Here is a 17,581-nt window from a genome sequence, read left to right on the forward strand (position 1 = left end):
TGGCGGTGACGGCGCGCGCTTCGATGGCGGCGGCAGCGCCGGCACCGTCGAGGCGGTCCATGTTGGCTTCGGTGGCGTGGCCGGCGTTGGCGCCTTTGACGACCGCTGCAACGCTGTCTTCGTTGTCGACTTCATCCCAACTCAGCATTGAAATACTCCTTCCTGATCTGTTCTGACGGTGTGCGGAACCGTCCAAAAAAATATGCGGTTTGCAGGCTTCAGGCATTGAAATACTGCGCATAGTGTGGTCGGAAAATACCGAGACTGCACACTATGTAGTGGTGTGTTCTGTTTGTGGGCACACTATATGGTGTGTAACAGGGTAGGTCAACGCGCAAGAAGATCGTCTGAATGTTTAAATATCGCGTTGAAAATATCGTGGTATAGCGCCTCAACATTAAATAGAATGAATCTCATTTGAGACTCAGTCGCGCCGCGCAGGTCGCTTGCCATGAATGATGCTGTTGTACCGACCCACGCCCCCGAACTGACCGTGTCGAGCCTGTACCGCGACCATCACAGCTGGCTGGAAAGCTGGCTGCGCCGGCGTTTGGGCAATGCCTGGGATGCCGCGGACCTGAGCCAGGATACGTTCCTGCGCGTGCTCGCCAGCGCGCAGCCAATCGGGCAGATGCAGGAGCCGAGGGCGTATCTGGTGACGGTCGGCAAGCGCTTGCTGGTCAATTTCCATCAGCGACGCAGCCTCGAACAGGCTTATCTGAATGCCTTGGCAAGCCTGCCGCAGGCCTGTGTGCCTTCACCAGAGCAACGCTGGTTGTTGCTGGAAACCTTGCACGCCCTGGACGACCTGCTTGAGGGGCTACCGATGCAGGTGCGCCGCGCTTTTCTGTGGAGCCAGCTGGAAGGCCTGGGCTATCGGGAGATCGCCGCACGCCTCAACGTGTGTGAACGCACGGTAAAGCGCTACATGGCCCAGGCCTACGAACACTGCTTGCTGGTGAACCTGTGAACCGCGACGTTGCCCGCGCCGCCGCCCAATGGCTGGCGCTGCTGGAGTCAGGCGCGGCCACCGAGCGCGATCACGCCGCGTTGCAGCGCTGGCGTGACAGCCATCCCCAGCATGAGCAGACCTGGCAAAGCGCACAGGCCCTGCGCCAGCGTTTCAGCGACTTGCCCCAGGCCCTGGCGATGGCCAGCCTCGATCGCCCGCAACCCGGACGGCGTGCTGTGCTCAAGCGCGCGCTGGGGGTTGCGGCTGTGTTGCCGACGGCCTGGCTGCTCAGCCGGCAATTGCCCATCCAGACCTGGCGCGCCGATCTGCACACGGCCACGGGAGAGCGCAAGCGCTTGGCATTGGCTGACGGCGCCAGCATGCAACTCAATACCGCGACGGCGGTGGACGTCGACCCGGCGCAGCGGCGGATCACCCTGGTCGAGGGTGAGTTGGCGTTGAATGTACCTGCAGCGGCGGCGATAAGCGTACAGACGCGTTACGGCGAGCTGACAGTCAGCCAGGCTGAGGTATGTGTCCGGCAACTGGACACCGGCTGCCTGGTGTCGGTGCTCAAGGGGTCCGTCCGGGTACGCGGCCTGGATGGGCGAACGGCAACCTTGCAAGGAGGGCAGCAAGCGCCGTTGAAAAACAACGGGCTCGGCGCCTGGGTGGCGTTCGATGCGCTGCAACTGGGCTGGCGCGACGGTGTACTGACCGCGCAGAACCAGGCGCTGGGGGATTTCCTGCGGGAATTGACGCGTTATCGGCCGGGCGTGCTGCGCTGGGACCCTCGCCTGGAAACGCTGCGGGTCACTGGTAGTTTTCGTCTGGACGACACCGATCGCATCCTCGACTTGCTGGCTTCCAGCCTGGGGTTGCGCGTTCAGGCGCGGACCCGGTATTGGGTCACACTGTCTTGAAACGCTGACGTCGTAACTGCTGTTGAATGAACACTGCTGCTCATATATCCGTATCGAATAAATAAATAGTTATATATTCCTTTTATTGTTCTTCTCGATGGCGCATTTTGAGGGCCTGCGCATTCGTGCGGATTGACCCAACAGCCAAAAGGAAAGCCGACATGACCATCAAAGCGATCAACGTGCGCAACCAGTTCAAGGGCACCATCAAGGAAATTCTGCTGGGTGAAGTGGTGTCGGAAATCGACGTGCAGACCGCGTCCGGCATCGTCACGTCGGTCATCACCACCCGTTCGGTGCGTGACCTGGAATTGAAAGTGGGCAGTGAAGTGATTGCCTTCGTGAAATCCACCGAAGTGTCCATCGCCAAGCTTTAAAAGGTGCTGGATGGGTACTGTCAGTCGACGCGATCAAACACTCTGGCGATATCTTCGCGACTCAGTACCCCTTTACCGGTTCCGTCCTGCAACTTGAATGTGCCATCGGCATTGATTGTGATGCCGGCGGAACCGGCCAGGGTCACTGCCGCGCCTGAGCGGCCGTTGAGCAAGTCGCGCAGCGGTTGCTCGCCGTGCAAGGTTTGTCCGATGGTCGTTGCCATGCCTTGCAGGGAGCTTGAGTTGATTCCGCCCACCAGGATGACGTGGCTGTTCTTGTCCAACGATGCCTGCAATGTTTGCATCAACCTTTGAGTCGTGCTGCTGCCAGGGTTCAGGCCCAGCTCCAGGTTGCTGCCGGTCAGGTGCATCAGGGTGCGGTCCTGGTAAGCAGACCCGTTCCACCCGGTAAGCACCGCCAAAGCAGAGCAGTCTGACAGACCACGGGTCGTGAGCGCGTCCCGGCCTTTATGCAGGGTCACTGACTGGCCCATTTCAACCTGCACCGTCTGGGTGCCTGCGCGTGCGTCGGGCGGGTTCGCCAGTGGGTGTTTCAACCCCGCCAAGCGCATGGGCCGCTGCGAGGCGTGGGTGTCAGCGGCGTGTAAGGCCGAGGCGGCTGATGCTGCAGGCTCGCGCAATACCGGGTTCGGCTTGAATGATTCCATGATTGGCACAGGGCCGATAGCGGGAGGGCGTGTCGATAGCATAGCGCGCAATGCTCCGAAGGTTTCAGACGTACAAGGGACTCCCCTGAGTGCTGAAAAAGCCTTTTACGGTTCCCGCCCCATTCAGCGGTTTTTCAGACTGCGCTCCATACGCTGCAAGCCCTCTTCCAGCATGGTCCTCGGGCAGCCGAAGTTCAGGCGCACAAACTGCTGGCTGTCATCGCCAAACTCGATCCCGGCACTCAACCCAACCTTGGCCTGTTCAAGGAAAAACTGTTGCGGGTCCTCCAGGCCCAGGGCGCTGCAATCGAGCCAGGCCAGGAATGTGCCTTCTGGCGCATGCATCACCACGCCGGGCAGGCGGGTTTGCACGGCGTTGAGCAGATAGTCCCGGTTACCTTGCAGGTAGTGCACCAGTGCCTGGAGCCAGTCGCCGCATGCGCTGTAGGCGGCGCGGGTGGCTTCCAGGCCCAGGGGGCTGACGCTGTCGACCATGCCGCAACGGGCCTGGTTGAAACGCTCGCGCATCCCGGCATTCTGGACCACCGCGAAACAGGTCTTCAGGCCGGCCACGTTATAAGCCTTGCTGGCCGACATCAGCGTAATGGTGCGCTGCGCAATCTCGGGGCTGAGGCTGGCGGTGGGAATATGGCGGCGGCCGTCAAAGCACAGCTCGGCGTGGATTTCATCGGAGATGATCAGCGCGCCGTTTTCCATGCACGCCTGCGCGATCGCCAGCAGCTCCTGGCGGGGGAAGACCTTGCCGATCGGGTTGTGCGGGTTGCTCAGCAACAGCGCGCCGGCACCGGTCAAGGCATCGCGCATGGCCGCCAGCGGCGTGTGGTATTGGCCGTCAATCAGCTCGAAAGGCACTTCGATACGTGGCAGGTTCCAGTGGCCGGGCGCCAGGCGAATCGGGCGATAGTTAGGGGTTTGCAGCACCACCGGCTGGCCCGGCTGGACGAACGCGTGCAGCGCCATATTGAAACCCGGCTCGACGCCGGGCAGGAACAACAGCTCATCCGGTTCAACACGCCAAGCGTACTTGGCCCACAGGTCGGCAATGATCGCCTCGCGCACATCCGGGCCGGCGACACTGTAGCCGAGCACCTGCCGGTCGAGGCGCGCATGCAGGGCCTCTAGCACGGCGGGCGGGGCGGCGATGTCCATGTCGGCGATCCACATCGGCAACACGTCTTGCGGGTAGCGGTTCCACTTGGTGCTGCCGGTGCCCAGGCGTGGGTGGATCGTGTCGAAATCAAAGCTCATGGGGGGCTCGTATCAGGGGGCGGATAAAGAGTGGCGCTGATTCTAGCGCCATTCGTTTCATAGGCCAGCGCTGAATATTGCGCAGCACCGTTCCATCACCGACAAGCTCTGTCATAAAAACGCCACTGCGCTGGGGATCGAATCAGGGAAGGGCTATTTTGGTGCATCTCAATCACTCGAGTAGTCACGGATGAAATACCAAGCCTTCAACCGCACCTTGATTGCCACTGCCCTGGTGTTGACGGTCAGTGGCGTGCACGCCGCTTCCCAGGCCCCGGTGGCCGGGGAAAATGGCATGGTGGTCACCGCCCAGCATTTGGCAACGCAGGTGGGCGTGGATGTGCTCAAGGCCGGCGGCAATGCGGTGGATGCGGCCGTTGCGGTCGGTTACGCACTGGCAGTGGTGTACCCGGCGGCCGGCAACCTGGGCGGCGGCGGTTTCATGACTGTGCAACTGGCGGACGGGCGCAAGACGTTCCTCGATTTCCGCGAAAAAGCCCCGCTGGCGGCCACTGCCAATATGTACCTGGATAAAGACGGCAACGTCATCGAGGGCTTGAGCACCAAGGGTCATCTGGCCGTCGCGGTGCCCGGCACTGTTTCCGGCATGGAGTTGGCCCTGAACACATACGGCACCCTCAAGCGCGCCCAGGTCATCGCCCCAGCGATCAAGTTGGCAGAACGCGGCTTTGTCCTGGAGCAGGGCGATATCGACCTGTTGCACACCGCCACCGGTGAGTTTGAAAAAGATCAGGACATGCGCGCAATCTTCCTGCACAACGGGCAACCGCTGCAGGTCGGCCAGACGCTGATACAGAAGGACCTGGCCAGGACCCTCAAGGAAGTGTCCGCCAAGGGCAGCGATGGCTTCTATAAAGGTTGGGTGGCCAAGGCCCTGGTGGATTCCAGCCAGGCCGGCAAGGGCCTGATCACCCAGGCGGACCTGGACAAGTACAAACCCCGCGAATTGGCGCCCATCGAATGCGATTACCGTGGCTATCATGTGGTTTCGGCGCCGCCGCCAAGCTCCGGTGGCGTGGTGATCTGCCAGATCATGAATATCCTCGAAGGCTACCCGATGGCGGACCTGGGCTATCACTCGGCCCAGGGCTTGCACTACCAGATCGAAGCAATGCGCCACGCGTATGTGGACCGCAACAGCTACCTCGGCGACCCGGATTTCGTGAAGAATCCGATAGCGCATCTGCTGGATAAAAACTACGCGGCGAAACTGCGCGACGCGATCGAGCCGCACAAGGCCGGGGATTCCCAGGCGATCAAGCCGGGGGTATCGCCCCATGAAGGCAATAACACCACCCACTATTCCATCGTCGACACCTGGGGCAACGCGGTTTCCGTCACCTACACCCTCAACGACTGGTTTGGCGCGGGCGTGATGGCAAGCAAGACCGGGGTGATCCTCAACGATGAAATGGACGACTTCACCGCCAAGGTCGGCGTGCCGAACATGTACGGGCTGGTCCAGGGTGAAGCCAATGCCATCGCGCCGGGCAAGACGCCGTTGTCGTCGATGAGCCCGACCATCGTGACCAGGGATGGCAAGGTGGTCATGGTGGCAGGCACGCCGGGCGGCAGCCGCATTATCACCGCGACCTTGCTGACCCTTCTGAATGTCATCGACTACAAGATGAATATCCAGGAGGCCGTGGACGCGCCGCGCTTCCACCAGCAGTGGATGCCGCAAGCCACCAACCTTGAAACCTTTGCGGTCAGCCCGGATACCCGCAAGATCCTCGAAAGCTGGGGCCATACGTTCGCCGGTCCCCAGGATGCCAACCACGTGGCGGCCATCCTGGTGGGCGCTCCGGCCCTGGATGCCAAGCCGGTGGGCAACAACCGCTTCTATGGCGCGAATGACCCGCGTCGCAATACCGGGCTGTCGTTGGGGTACTGACACCGACCCGTTCGCGCATGGAACATCTGCGGCCTTTCCGGGCTCTACCCCGAGAGCCCCGAAAGGACCCCAGCCATGAAAGCGCTGAAAATCGCCACCTTCAACATCAACGGCATTCGTGCCCGGCTGCCTAACCTTCTGCACTGGCTGGCGCGCGAGCAGCCGGACATCGTTTGCCTGCAGGAACTCAAGGCGCCGGAGAGGCTGTTTCCCTATGCCGATTTCGAGGCGGCCGGCTACGGCGCGATCTGCCTGGGCCAGGCCTCGTGGAACGGGGTGGCGATTCTGGCCAGGGACGCGCAACCGCTGGAAAGCCGGCGCGGTCTGCCCGGCGACGACAGCGACGAGCAAAGCCGCTATATCGAAGCGGCCGTGCATGGCGTGTTGGTCGGTTGCCTGTATCTGCCTAACGGCAACCCGCAACCCGGGCCAAAATTCGATTACAAACTGGCCTGGTTCGAACGCCTGATCGACTATGCCCAGGCGTTGCAAGCCAGTGATCATCCGGTGCTGCTGGCCGGGGATTTCAATGTGGTGCCCACCGACCTGGACATCTATAACCCGCGCTCCTGGCTCAAGGACGCGTTGTTGCAACCCGAGAGCCGGGCCTGCTATCAGCGCCTGCTGGAACAGGGTTGGACCGACGCGGTGCGGCATTTGTACCCTGAAGAGCGGGTGTATACGTTCTGGGATTATTTCCGCCAGCACTGGCAGAAGAATTCAGGGCTGCGCATCGACCATCTGTTGCTCAACCCCGCGCTCAAGCCCTATCTGAAGAATGCCGGCGTCGATGCCTGGGTGCGCAACGAGGCGCATGCCAGTGACCATGCACCCACCTGGATTGAGCTCGGCACGCGCAAGAAGCGTTAATCGGTCGTTGCAGACGCGAGCAAGCGCTCGACGGCGGCAAACGCCGCCTCCCGGCGCGCGTGCCAATCACCCCTGATCACCGCCACCGGCTGGTGCTGCGCGTGCATCCAGTCCAGGCTGGCCTGGAAGAACGCCCGGCGGTCTGCCAGTTGCGGTTGGCAGCGCTGGCCGTCGGCGCTCCATTCCACGTCTTCCGGGGACAGCAGCAGATGCAGGTCGTAGTGACGGGCCAGCAGTTCGCTGTCGAGCCAGCCTGGGTAATCGCCAAACAGCGTCTGGCTCCAGAGCCGGTTGGTCAGCAGGTGGGTGTCGAGGATCAGCAGCGCCGGGCACTTGGCGCGCGCCGCATCCTCCCAGGCCAACTGGCCCCGGGCGATCGCCGGGATATCCGCCAGGCAGGTATCGCGTTGATGTGCGTCGATGAAAGTGCGCACGTATTCCCCCACCATGAGCCCGCCGAAGTGCGCATGAAGCTGCGCCGCCAGCCAGCTTTTACCGCTCGATTCCGGGCCTGCCAGCACCACCACCTTCATGCGTGCAACGCCGGGTCGGCGCGCCATTCACGCCAGCCTTGCACGGCAATCATGGTAAACAGCGCATACAGCGCGGCGGTGAGGTAGAGGCCTTTGTAGAGGAACAGCCCGACGAAAATCACATCCACCGCGATCCACAATGGCCAGCACTGCACGCGCTTTTGTGCCATCCACAGCTGCGCCACCAGGCTGAAGCCGGTGAGGGCCGCGTCGAGCCAGGGCTGGGCGGCGTCGGTCCAGTGAGCCATGGCGGCGCCGAGCAGCAGGCTGCCGACAGCGCCCACCAACAGGCTGACCATGACCGCAGGCATTTCCAGGCGGCTAACCTGGCGTCCCTGCCTGACCGCGCCGGCGCGGGTCCATTGCCACCAGCCATAGAGTTGCAAGGCGGCATACACCACTTGCAGCAACATGTCGGAGTAGAGTTTTACGTCGTAGAACACCCAGGTGTAGAGCAATACCATCACCAGGCCGATGGGCCAGCACCATGGGTTCTGCTTGACCGTCAGCCATACGGCAATCACCCCCAGTGCGGCGGCGAACAGTTCAAGCCCGGACATGGCGGTTCCTTGGGGGAGTGGGAGAGGGCGGTGATTGTACCCAGAGGTGGCCAATCCTCAAAACACAGGCGGGCAAATGTGGGACGGGGCTTGCCCTGGCTTTTTGCAGGAGCGAGCTTGCTCGCGAAAAACTCACAGGCATCGCGTTCATTCAGGAAGCACGCGTTATCGTTGACGTTTTTCGCGAGCAAGCTCGCTCCTACAGGTTAGGGCTTGCCCCCTCCCACAATTTAACTCAGGGCTAGATGCGGAACTGACGCAACAACCCGTCAAGCTGCTCGCTCAAACCCCGCAACTGCGCGCTGGCCACGCTCGACTGCTCAGCCGCCAGCGCGGTGCTGTGGGACAGCCCGGCCGCCTGGGTGACGTTCTGGTTGATGTCTTCCACCACATGGGCCTGTTGCAGGGTGGCACTGGCAATCGAGGCATTCAGGCCGTTGAGATTATGCAGTGCCTGGCCGATGGCATTGAGGCTCGCACCGGCCAGGCCGGCTTGCTCGATGGTCAATTGCGAGGCGCTGTGACTGTCGCTGATCACCTTGACCGCCGCTTCCGAATGCCCTTGCAGGCGCTCGATCATCGCCTGGATTTCAGCCGTGGATTTTTGCGTGCGCTGGGCCAGCAGGCGTACTTCATCGGCCACTACTGCAAACCCACGGCCCTGCTCGCCGGCGCGCGCGGCTTCGATAGCGGCGTTGAGGGCGAGCAGATTGGTCTGGTCGGCAATCGAGCGAATCACTTCGAGCACGCCGCCGATCTGGGTGCTTTCGCTGGACAGGGTGCGGATCACCTCCACGGCCTGGCTGATGGTGCCCGAGAGCTGGTCGATCTGCTGCAGACTGCTGTCGATGTTGACCTGGCCTTGCTGCGCCTGGGCCTGGGCATCGCGCATTTCGCTGGCGGCGTGCTCGGCATTCTTGGCCACGTCCTGCACGCCGTAGGTCACTTCATTGATGGCGGTGGCCACCAGTTCCATCTGTTGCGACTGCTGCTGGCTGCGGTCATGGGCCTGGCTGGCGTTGTGGCCCAACTCGGTCGACGACTCGCCCAGGGCGTTGGCGCACACCTGCAAATGGCCGACCACCTGGCGTAATTTGGCGGTGAAGGTATTGAAGTGCTCGGACAGCTGGGTGACCTCGTCGCGCCCATGAGTGTCGAGGCTGCGGGTCAGGTCGCTTTCGCCGCTGGCAATGTTGCCCATGGCATTTACCGCAGCCTGTAACGGCTGCACGATACTGCGCGCGATCAACAGCACCAGCAGGGTCATGACCAGCGCAATGGCCAGGCCGATAGCGGAGGCTTTCCACACCTGGCCGGTGAACTCGGCCTGCACGTCGTCCACATAGACGCCCGAGCCGATGATCCAGCCCCAGGGTTCGAACAGTTGGATGTAAGAGGTTTTCTGCACCGGCGCATCGGCCCCCGGCTTTGGCCAGCGATAATTGACGATGCCGGCGCCCTTGGCCTTGGCCAGGCTCACGAATTCATTGAACACGGCAAACCCGTCCGGATCGCGGATCGCCGAGAGGTTCTGGCCGTCCAGCTTGGGGTTGGCCGCATGCATGATCATCACGGGGGTGAGGTCGTTGATCCAGAAGTAGTCGTCGTGGTCATACCGCAGGCCGCGCACCGCGCTCAGGGCTTGTTGCTGCGCCGCCTCACGGGTGAGCACCCCGGTCTTTTCCAGGTTCTGGTAGTAGCCGAGTACGCCGCTGGCGGTTTGCACCACGTGCTGGGTCTGTTGGCGCTTGGCCTGGTAGAGGTCGTCATGGATCTGTTTGAGCATCAAGGCGCCCAAGGTCAGCAGCATCAGCACGGCGACTATCAGGATCAGCCAGAGGCGCCGGCTGATCGACATATTGCGCAAACTGTTCATCGTCCTGTCACTCCGAGCCTTTTATAATTGTGGGTGTTGCATCGACTTTTGCGGCTTGTCTGATAGGCTTTCGGCCCGGAATCGAAAAACCTGAGTACTGCCTGATTTTTCACGGAATTTTTGCAGTCCGGCATTGAGAATCAACGCCGGGCGCTGCAGTGTGCTCGTTGTCAGTGAACTTTAAAAAACACTAAGAGGCACGCCAGGCGCGTGACCTTTGGAGAAAGCATGGATTTTTGGACCGCCATACAGGCACTGATTCTTGGCGTGGTCGAGGGGCTGACGGAGTTTCTGCCGATCTCCAGCACCGGCCACCAGATCATCGTCGCCGACCTGATCAACTTCGGCGGCGAGCGTTTCGAGGCATTCAATATCATTATCCAGTTGGGCGCGATCCTCGCCGTGGTCTGGGAATTCCGGCGCAAGATCCTCGACGTGGTCATCGGCTTGCCCACCCAGCGCAACGCCCAGCGCTTCACCGTGAACCTGATCATCGCGGTGTTGCCGGCGGTGCTGCTGGGGGTGATTTTCGCTGACCTGATCAAGCATTACCTGTTCAACCCGATCACCGTGGCCACGGCCCTGGTGGTGGGCGGTGTGGTCATGTTGTGGGCGGAACGTCGCCAACATGCGGTGCATGCGCAAACCGTCGACGAGATCACCTGGAAGGACGCGCTCAAGGTCGGCATGGCCCAGTGCCTGGCCATGATCCCGGGCACTTCACGCTCCGGCGCGACGATCATCGGCGGCCTGTTGTTCGGCCTGTCGCGCAAGACCGCCACCGAGTTTTCATTCTTCCTGGCCATGCCGACCATGGTCGGTGCAGCGCTGTACTCGGGCTATAAATACCGCGACCTGTTTCAGCCGGCGGACCTGCCGGTGTTCGCCATTGGCTTTGTCACCTCGTTCATCTTCGCGATGATCGCGGTCAAGGGCCTGCTCAAGTTCATCGCCAACCACAGCTACGCGGCCTTTGCCTGGTACCGCATTGCGTTCGGCCTGGTGATCCTGGCGACCTGGCAATTCGGCTGGATCGACTGGACCGCCGTCAAGCCATGAACATTCAGCACCCACGCTTGAAGACGTTGCTCTTCGTGCTGCTGGGCGCGGCGCCGTTGCTGGGTTCGGCGCTGCTGTGGCATCGCGGCGAGACCGTGATCCCGCTGGCAGCCTACGGGGTGGTCAGCGTGGTGGCGTTCTTTCTGTACTGGAGCGACAAGCGCAAGGCGCAGACAGAGGGCCGGCGCATCCCGGAAAACATCCTGCACGCCGTCGAGCTGGCGGGCGGTTGGCCGGGGGCATTGATCGCGCAGCAAGTGTTCCGGCACAAGACGCGCAAGGTGTCCTACCAGGTGCTGTTCTGGGTGATTGTGCTGTTGCACCAGGTGTTCTGGCTGGACCAGCTGTTTCTCGGCGGCACGCTACTGTCGATCCTCTAGCCACAACCCGACCTGTGTGCGCTTGGGCAGCTTGCCCACCACCAACTGGTGCGAGCGCTGCAACAAGCCACGCAGTTCGTCGGACCCAAGCGGGTAGGGCGTGTTCATGATGATCCACTGCGCACGTGCCAGGTACGGCGCCGGGTGGATGCCCGGCCGGTCGACGTGGCCGAGGAACAGTGCCTTGTCGACCTTGAACGCCAGCGACTCACCGCGCAAGTTCTGCAGGGCGAACATCTTGTTGCCGGCAATCGAGAACACGCGTACACCGCCCCATTTGTAGTCCTCGCGCGCTCCTGGCAGGCCCAGGCAGAATGCCGCGACTTGTGCTTCGCTCATGCTCATAACGTACGGTCTCCACAGCCTTTGAAGCCTTCTTCCAGGTAGTCGATCCAGGCCCGGATGGCCGGCAGCACGCCGCGCCGGTGCGGGTACACGGCCTGCAGCCAGCCGCCGGGTAGCGACCATTGCGGCAACAGTTGCACCAGCCGGCCGCTGGCCAGTTCCTCTTCGCAATACATCATCGGCAGCACCGTGAAGCCCACGCCCATGAGGGCGCTGGTCTTGCGCACGATAAAGTCATCGATACCCAGGCGAGCCTCCATGACCAGCTCATGGGCGTTGCCCTGGGGGTCGATGATGCGCTGGTGCACCATGCGGTCCGCCTCGAGTGCGCCCATGATCGGCAATTGCCTGAGGTCTTCCAGGGTCTCTACCCGACGGTCACGCAGAAGTGCCGGGCTGGCCACCAGCACGGTCTGGGCCTGGCGCAAGCGTTTGGTGACCAGCAACGGGTCTTCGTCGCCCAGTTCGCGTACGCGCAACGCCACGTCGATGCCTTCGGCCACCAGGTCGACGCGACGGTTGACCAGGGTCATGTCCAGTTGCACCAGCGGGTGCGCGGCGAGAAACCCGGCCACCAGTTCCGGCAGGATCTGCTGGGCCAGCCCGACCGGGCACGTGACGCGCAGGCGCCCTCGGGGCTCGGTGGACATGCTGGCCACGGCCTCGTCGGCCATCTCTGCCTCCAACAGCATGGCCTGGCAGTGGCGTAAGTAACGCTCGCCGACGGCGGTCAGGGTCAGTTGCCGCGTGGTGCGTTGCAACAGGCGCGCGCCCAGGCGCTCCTCCAGCTCGGCAATGCGCCGCGACAGCCGCGACTTGGGAATCCCCAATAGACGCCCGGCGGCGGCGAAACCGCCGGCTTCGACGACTTTGGCAAAGTAATAGAGGTCATTGAGGTCTTGCATGCTCGGCCTATTGTCCTGTCAGTGGGACAAACTATCGCATTTAAGCTGGCTTATCGACTATTGGTTTCATGCGTAGCATCACCACCATCTGATCGCCCCTGTCGATCCCACCTCGGAGATCCACCATGAAACTACTGCATATCGATTCCAGCATCCTCGGCGACAACTCGGCGTCCCGTCAGCTCAGCGCTGGCGTGGTCAAGGCATGGCAAGCCGCCGAGCCGGGTGTGGAAGTGACGTACCGTGACCTGGCCAGCGAAGGGATCAACCACTTCTCCGGCGCGACCCTGGGCGCGTTGGGCACCGCCGCCGAACTGCGCGACGCGGCGCAAAAGCATGAAGCCGAACTGAGTGCATCGTCGCTGGCCGAATTCCTCGCCGCCGATGCCGTTGTGGTGGGCGCGCCGATGTACAACTTCACCATCCCGACCCAGCTCAAAGCCTGGATCGACCGCATCGCCGTCGCCGGCCAGACCTTCCGCTACACCGAAGCCGGTCCTGAAGGCCTGTGCGGCAACAAGAAAGTCATCATCGTCTCCACCGCTGGCGGCCTGCATGCCGGCCAGGCATCCGGTGCGGCCCATGAAGGCTACTTGAAGCTGCTGTTTGGCTTCCTCGGCATCACCGATATCGAAATCGTACGCGCCGAAGGCCTGGCCTATGGCGACGAAGTGCGCAGCAAAGCGTTGAGCGACGCCAATGTGCTGATCAGCGAGCAATTGTTCGCTGCCGCGTAAGGCTTGTGTAAATGTTCGCTTTGCCCGGTTTCAATCTGAAACCGTGCGCCTAAACTCTGTATTCTGATCGCCTGAGCGCGAGCGGAGTACGGAGTTTTCCCGTTATGGCCCAGGTTATGCAGACGTGGGTTCAATACCCGGGAATTTTTAGACGGCCTGCCGGTTCTCATGCAGCAAAGGTGGACATCCCATGATGCGTCTCTGTGCTGTTTTGGTTCTTTCCCTGTGCAGCGGCCTGCTTTCAGTGCAGGCCGCGCCTGCGCCGCACCCGCATTGGAGTGTGGGCTTTCATCGCATGAGCATTCTCGACCCGCTGGATTCTCAGCCGATGAAGGCCATTGCGTTTTACCCGTCCACCGACGCCGAGCACACCACCACATTGGGCGGCGCCTACCATGTGGCTGCGGGCGAAGACGCCAAGGTTGCCATCGGCCGTTTCCCGATGCTGATGTTGTCTCACGGCAACACCGGCACGCCGCTGGCCCTGCATGACCTGGCCACCTCGCTGGCGCGCAAGGGCTTTGTGGTGGTGGCGGTGCTGCACCCCGGTGACAACTACAAGGACCACAGCCGCCTGGGCACCGTGAGCAATTTGTATGGTCGGCCGATCCAGATTTCCCAGGCGATCACAGCGGCGTTGAACGACCCGATGCTGTCGCCCTTCGTTGATATCGACCAGGTGGGCGTGATCGGCTATTCGGCCGGCGGCGAAACCGCGTTGATCCTGGCGGGTGCCAAACCGGATTTCGAGCGCTTGCGCCGCTATTGCCAGCAGCGCCCGGAGGACCGTGACGCCTGCACCACCAAAGGCGAGTTGGTGGTCGACCGCGACGACTTGCAGCCCCAGGCCGATCCGCGCATCCATGCGCTGATGCTGATGGCGCCGCTGAGCCTGATGTTCGGTCGTCATACCCTGGCCGACGTGCACGTGCCGGTGCTGCTCTACAGCGGCGATGGTGACCAATTGGTGGCCGTGGACAAGAACGCCGCCGCCCTGGCGCGCAAACTGCCGGAGCCGCCGGACTTCAAACTGCTGGCCGGGGCAGGGCACTTCGTGTTCATGGCGCCGTGTGACAGCGATCAATTGGCGACGATGCCGGCCATCTGTACCGATGCCGATGGCGTCGACCGTGAGGGCATCCACCGCGACCTGGTCTCCGAAGCCGGGCGCTTTTTCAGTCACACACTCGGCGAGGCGACGCGCGCCGGGCTACAGACCGCTGATCAGTAAGCGCGCCGCTTGAGCTGCACGGTCAGTGCCAGCGCGGTCACTGACAGCAGCGCCGCGCAGAAGAAGATCCAGCCGTAGCCGAGGTTCAGTGCCACGGCGCCCATCAACGGCCCGGCAATCGCCAGGGCCAGGTCGAAAAACACCGCATACGCACTGAGCCCCGCGCCCCGGCTGCTGTCCGGCACACGCTTGATGGCTTCCACGCCAAGCGCCGGGTAGACCAGTGACAGACCGACGCCGGTCAACCCCGCGCCAATCAACGCCACGCCGGTCGACGGCGCCAACCACAGCAGCGTGAGGCCCAGGGTTTCGATGAGCATGCAGGCGATGGCGGCGATAAAACCACCCACGCGGGTGATGGCGGAAATAAACACCAGGCGCGACAGAATGAAACATGCGCCGAACACCGTCAGGCAGTACGCCGCGCCGGTCCAGCCGCGATTCAGGTAATACAGGGTGATAAAGGTGGTCAGCGTGCCATAGCCAATCGAGGCCAGGCACAGGCTGGCGCCAAACGGTGCGATACGGCTGAACACCGCCCAGAACGGCAGGCGCTCGCCGCGCACCACCGGTACCGAAGGCTTATTGCGGATCAGCACCAGGCCCAGCGCGGCCAACCCTGCCAGTGCCAGGCCCAGGCTGGCGAAGCCGTAATCAGCCACCATCACCACCCCCAGCGGCGCGCCAATGGCGATAGCGCCGTAGGAGGCGATGCCGTTCCAGGAGATCGAGCGGGCCGTATGCTCGGTACCGACCGCGCCCATGCACCAGCTGATGGTGCCTACGCCAATCAGGCCCTGGGCCACGCCCAGCAACAGCCGACCAACGATCAGGATAGCCAGGCTCAGCGCCGGCACGTGCTCAAGCAGTACGGCGATAAACGTCAGTACCCCACTGATCAGAATACCGGCCAGGCCCAGCACAATCGCACGCTTGGTGCCGACGTTGTCCGACATGCGCCCGGCCATTGGCCGACTGAGCAAGGTGGCCAGGTACTGCGAACCGATGGTGACGCCGGCAACGACCGCACTGTAGCCCAGATGCTCGTGCACATAGCCTGGAATCACCGCAATCGGCAGGCCGATGCAGATAAACGCGATAAAGGTGTAGAAGACGATGGAGACGATCTGCAGCGTGATCGACAGGGAGGAGGGGGCGGCAGGCATGAATAGTCAATCGCTGGCGGGCGGTAGAAGCATCATGGCATATCCCGCACGACTGTAGGAGCGAGCTTGCTCGCGAAGAACGTCAACGATAACGCGGGTTGCCCGATTCTGCGCGGTGCTCTGAGGTTTTTCGCGAGCAGTAGTGTGCATGCAAAAAAGCCCTGTCACAGGGACAGGGCTTTTTCTTGCAGCTTGCAGCTGAGTGCTGCTCTTAGAACACCACACCCTGGCTGCGCAGGTAGTCGTCATAGGTGCCGCTGAAGTCGATCACGCCACTGGCGCTCAGCTCGATGATGCGGGTGGCCAGGGACGATACGAACTCACGGTCGTGGCTGACGAAGATCAACGTGCCCGGGTAGTTCTCCAGCGCCAGGTTCAGCGCTTCGATGGATTCCATGTCCAAGTGGTTGGTCGGTTCGTCCATGATCAGCACGTTCGGCTTTTGCAGGATCAGCTTGCCGAACAGCATGCGACCTTGTTCACCACCGGAGATGACTTTTACCGACTTCTGGATTTCGTCGTTGGAGAACAGCATGCGGCCCAATGTGCCACGAATCATCTGCTCGCCCTGGGTCCACTGGCCCATCCAGTCGAACAGGGTGACGTCGTCTTCGAAGTCATGGGCATGGTCCTGGGCGTAGTAACCCAGTTCCGCAGCGTCGGTCCACTTGATGCTGCCGGCGTCCGGGGTCAGTTCGTTGACCAGGGTGCGCAGCAGGGTGGTCTTGCCGATACCGTTCGGGCCGATGATCGCCACGCGCTCGCCGGCTTCAACCTGGAAGCTGAAGTCTTTGAACAACGGCTTGCCGTCAAAACCTTTGGCCATCTTCTCGACCATGACCGCCTGACGGTGCAGCTTTTTGTTCTGTTCGAAACGGATGAACGGGCTCACGCGGCTCGACGGCTTGACCTCGGCCAGTTGAATCTTGTCGATCGCCTTGGCACGGGAAGTGGCCTGCTTGGCTTTCGAGGCGTTGGCCGAGAAGCGGCTGACGAAGGATTGCAGCTCGGAGATCTGCGCCTTCTTCTTGGCGTTGTCCGACAGCAGTTGCTCGCGGGACTGGGTCGCCACGGTCATGTACTCGTCGTAGTTGCCCGGGAACAGGCGCAGCTCGCCGTAGTCCAGGTCAGCCATGTGGGTGCACACGCTGTTCAGGAAGTGACGGTCGTGAGAGATGATGATCATCAGGCTGGAGCGCTGGGTGAGGATGTTTTCCAGCCAGCGAATGGTGTTGATGTCCAGGTGGTTGGTCGGTTCGTCGAGCAACAGCACTTCCGGATCGGAGAACAGCGCCTGGGCCAGCAATACGCGCAGCTTCCAGCCGGGCGACACTTCGCTCATCGGGCCGAAATGCTGTTCCAGCGGAATGCCCAGACCCAGCAGCAGCTCACCGGCGCGGGATTCGGCGGTGTAACCGTCCATCTCGGCGAACTCGGTTTCCAGCTCGGCCACGGCCATGCCGTCTTCTTCACTCATTTCCGGCAGCGAGTAGATGCGGTCACGCTCGGCCTTGACCCTCCACAGCTCCTCGTGGCCCATGATCACGGTGTCGAGCACGGTGAATTGTTCGTAGGCGAACTGGTCCTGGCGCAGCTTGCCCAGGCGCACGTTCGGCTCCAGCATGACCTGGCCGCCGGACGGCTCGAGGTCGCCGCCGAGGATTTTCATGAAGGTCGACTTGCCGCAACCGTTGGCACCGATCAAACCATAGCGGTTGCCGGCGCCGAACTTGACCGAGACGTTCTCGAAGAGCGGCTTGGCGCCGAACTGCATGGTGATGTTAGCTGTGGAGATCAATTACTTTACCTATCAAT

General features: G+C 62.0%; 18 protein-coding genes and 1 pseudogene. 9 read left to right on the top strand and 10 right to left on the bottom strand.

Features of this window, described 5'->3' with window-relative positions:
* Positions 1–148, bottom strand: a pseudogene (locus PspCFBP13528_RS26520) (ribonucleotide-diphosphate reductase subunit beta); the annotation flags it as partial.
* Positions 149–451: 303 nt separating this feature from the next.
* Here PspCFBP13528_RS26520 and PspCFBP13528_RS26525 point away from each other — a divergent pair.
* The 3 genes from PspCFBP13528_RS26525 (at position 452) to PspCFBP13528_RS26535 (ending at position 2,252) form a co-directional block, all read left to right on the top strand.
* Positions 452–970, top strand: coding sequence for a sigma-70 family RNA polymerase sigma factor (locus PspCFBP13528_RS26525; protein WP_065950880.1), 519 nt, complete (start codon positions 452–454; stop codon positions 968–970).
* A complete protein-coding gene (locus PspCFBP13528_RS26530) occupies positions 967–1,875 on the top strand; it encodes a FecR domain-containing protein (protein ID WP_065950879.1) in 909 nt (302 codons plus the stop codon). Before PspCFBP13528_RS26525 ends, PspCFBP13528_RS26530 begins: the two co-directional genes overlap by 4 nt.
* A 161-nt stretch (positions 1,876–2,036) precedes the next feature.
* Positions 2,037–2,252 (top strand): TOBE domain-containing protein, encoded by a 216-nt coding sequence (locus PspCFBP13528_RS26535; RefSeq protein WP_057725249.1) that lies wholly within the window; start codon positions 2,037–2,039, stop codon positions 2,250–2,252.
* A 20-nt stretch (positions 2,253–2,272) separates the two neighbouring features.
* Here PspCFBP13528_RS26535 and PspCFBP13528_RS26540 read toward each other — a convergent pair whose 3' ends face one another.
* A complete protein-coding gene (locus PspCFBP13528_RS26540; RefSeq protein WP_137201845.1) occupies positions 2,273–2,920 on the bottom strand; it encodes a hypothetical protein in 648 nt (215 codons plus the stop codon).
* Between the two features lie 123 nt (positions 2,921–3,043).
* Positions 3,044–4,189 (bottom strand): PatB family C-S lyase, encoded by a 1,146-nt coding sequence (locus PspCFBP13528_RS26545; RefSeq protein WP_137201846.1) that lies wholly within the window; start codon positions 4,187–4,189, stop codon positions 3,044–3,046.
* 190 nt (positions 4,190–4,379) lie between these two features.
* On the opposite strand from PspCFBP13528_RS26545, the gene ggt reads away from it, so the two are divergent.
* Together ggt and xth are read left to right on the top strand one after the other, a co-directional pair.
* On the top strand, positions 4,380–6,104 hold the full coding sequence (gene ggt, locus PspCFBP13528_RS26550) for a gamma-glutamyltransferase (protein ID WP_137201847.1): 1,725 nt from the start codon (positions 4,380–4,382) through the stop codon (positions 6,102–6,104).
* 75 nt (positions 6,105–6,179) lie between these two features.
* On the top strand, positions 6,180–6,974 hold the full coding sequence (xth, locus tag PspCFBP13528_RS26555) for an exodeoxyribonuclease III (protein ID WP_065950875.1): 795 nt from the start codon (positions 6,180–6,182) through the stop codon (positions 6,972–6,974).
* Here the strand turns inward: xth and PspCFBP13528_RS26560 are convergent.
* The 3 genes from PspCFBP13528_RS26560 to PspCFBP13528_RS26575 all read right to left on the bottom strand — a co-directional run bounded on the left by PspCFBP13528_RS26560 (position 6,971) and on the right by PspCFBP13528_RS26575 (position 9,943).
* Positions 6,971–7,507, bottom strand: coding sequence for an AAA family ATPase (locus tag PspCFBP13528_RS26560; RefSeq protein WP_101220391.1), 537 nt, complete (start codon positions 7,505–7,507; stop codon positions 6,971–6,973). The two genes, xth and PspCFBP13528_RS26560, sit on opposite strands and share 4 nt — an antisense overlap.
* Positions 7,504–8,067, bottom strand: a complete 564-nt coding sequence (pnuC, locus tag PspCFBP13528_RS26565; protein WP_065950873.1) for a nicotinamide riboside transporter PnuC — start codon at positions 8,065–8,067, stop codon at positions 7,504–7,506. The genes PspCFBP13528_RS26560 and pnuC overlap by 4 nt, the downstream gene beginning before the upstream one ends.
* A 241-nt stretch (positions 8,068–8,308) precedes the next feature.
* Positions 8,309–9,943: a methyl-accepting chemotaxis protein gene (locus tag PspCFBP13528_RS26575; RefSeq protein ID WP_065950872.1), complete on the bottom strand. Its 1,635-nt coding sequence runs from the start codon at positions 9,941–9,943 to the stop codon at positions 8,309–8,311.
* Positions 9,944–10,171: 228 nt separating this feature from the next.
* Here PspCFBP13528_RS26575 and PspCFBP13528_RS26580 point away from each other — a divergent pair, with 228 nt between their 5' ends.
* Together PspCFBP13528_RS26580 and PspCFBP13528_RS26585 are read left to right on the top strand one after the other, a co-directional pair.
* The gene (locus PspCFBP13528_RS26580; RefSeq protein ID WP_137201849.1) at positions 10,172–11,002 is read left to right on the top strand and encodes an undecaprenyl-diphosphate phosphatase; all 831 of its coding nucleotides are present in this window, start codon (positions 10,172–10,174) and stop codon (positions 11,000–11,002) included.
* The gene (locus PspCFBP13528_RS26585; protein WP_137201850.1) at positions 10,999–11,382 is read left to right on the top strand and encodes a DUF1294 domain-containing protein; all 384 of its coding nucleotides are present in this window, start codon (positions 10,999–11,001) and stop codon (positions 11,380–11,382) included. The genes PspCFBP13528_RS26580 and PspCFBP13528_RS26585 overlap by 4 nt, the downstream gene beginning before the upstream one ends.
* Here the strand turns inward: PspCFBP13528_RS26585 and PspCFBP13528_RS26590 are convergent.
* On the bottom strand, positions 11,365–11,727 hold the full coding sequence (locus PspCFBP13528_RS26590) for an MmcQ/YjbR family DNA-binding protein (RefSeq protein ID WP_065950869.1): 363 nt from the start codon (positions 11,725–11,727) through the stop codon (positions 11,365–11,367). The genes PspCFBP13528_RS26585 and PspCFBP13528_RS26590 overlap by 18 nt on opposite strands.
* Positions 11,724–12,632: a LysR substrate-binding domain-containing protein gene (locus tag PspCFBP13528_RS26595; RefSeq protein ID WP_137201851.1), complete on the bottom strand. Its 909-nt coding sequence runs from the start codon at positions 12,630–12,632 to the stop codon at positions 11,724–11,726. Before PspCFBP13528_RS26595 ends, PspCFBP13528_RS26590 begins: the two co-directional genes overlap by 4 nt.
* 125 nt (positions 12,633–12,757) lie before the next feature.
* Between PspCFBP13528_RS26595 and PspCFBP13528_RS26600 the strand changes: the two genes are divergently transcribed.
* Complete coding sequence (locus tag PspCFBP13528_RS26600; protein WP_065950867.1) at positions 12,758–13,369, top strand: FMN-dependent NADH-azoreductase; 612 nt, start codon at positions 12,758–12,760, stop codon at positions 13,367–13,369.
* A 190-nt stretch (positions 13,370–13,559) separates the two neighbouring features.
* A complete protein-coding gene (locus PspCFBP13528_RS26605; protein WP_065950866.1) occupies positions 13,560–14,600 on the top strand; it encodes a dienelactone hydrolase in 1,041 nt (346 codons plus the stop codon).
* On the opposite strand, the gene PspCFBP13528_RS26610 is transcribed toward PspCFBP13528_RS26605, so the two are convergent.
* Both PspCFBP13528_RS26610 and PspCFBP13528_RS26615 read right to left on the bottom strand, forming a co-directional pair.
* Positions 14,594–15,766 carry an MFS transporter gene (locus tag PspCFBP13528_RS26610; protein WP_137201852.1) on the bottom strand — a complete coding sequence of 391 codons (1,173 nt, stop codon included), beginning with the start codon at positions 15,764–15,766 and terminating at the stop codon, positions 14,594–14,596. The two genes, PspCFBP13528_RS26605 and PspCFBP13528_RS26610, sit on opposite strands and share 7 nt — an antisense overlap.
* Before the next feature lie 211 nt (positions 15,767–15,977).
* Positions 15,978–17,564, bottom strand: coding sequence for an ABC-F family ATPase (locus PspCFBP13528_RS26615; protein WP_082632055.1), 1,587 nt, complete (start codon positions 17,562–17,564; stop codon positions 15,978–15,980).
* Positions 17,565–17,581: the final 17 nt, after the last annotated feature.

Source organism: Pseudomonas sp. CFBP13528 (genome assembly GCF_005233615.1).
Lineage (GTDB): Bacteria > Pseudomonadota > Gammaproteobacteria > Pseudomonadales > Pseudomonadaceae > Aquipseudomonas > Aquipseudomonas fluorescens_AM.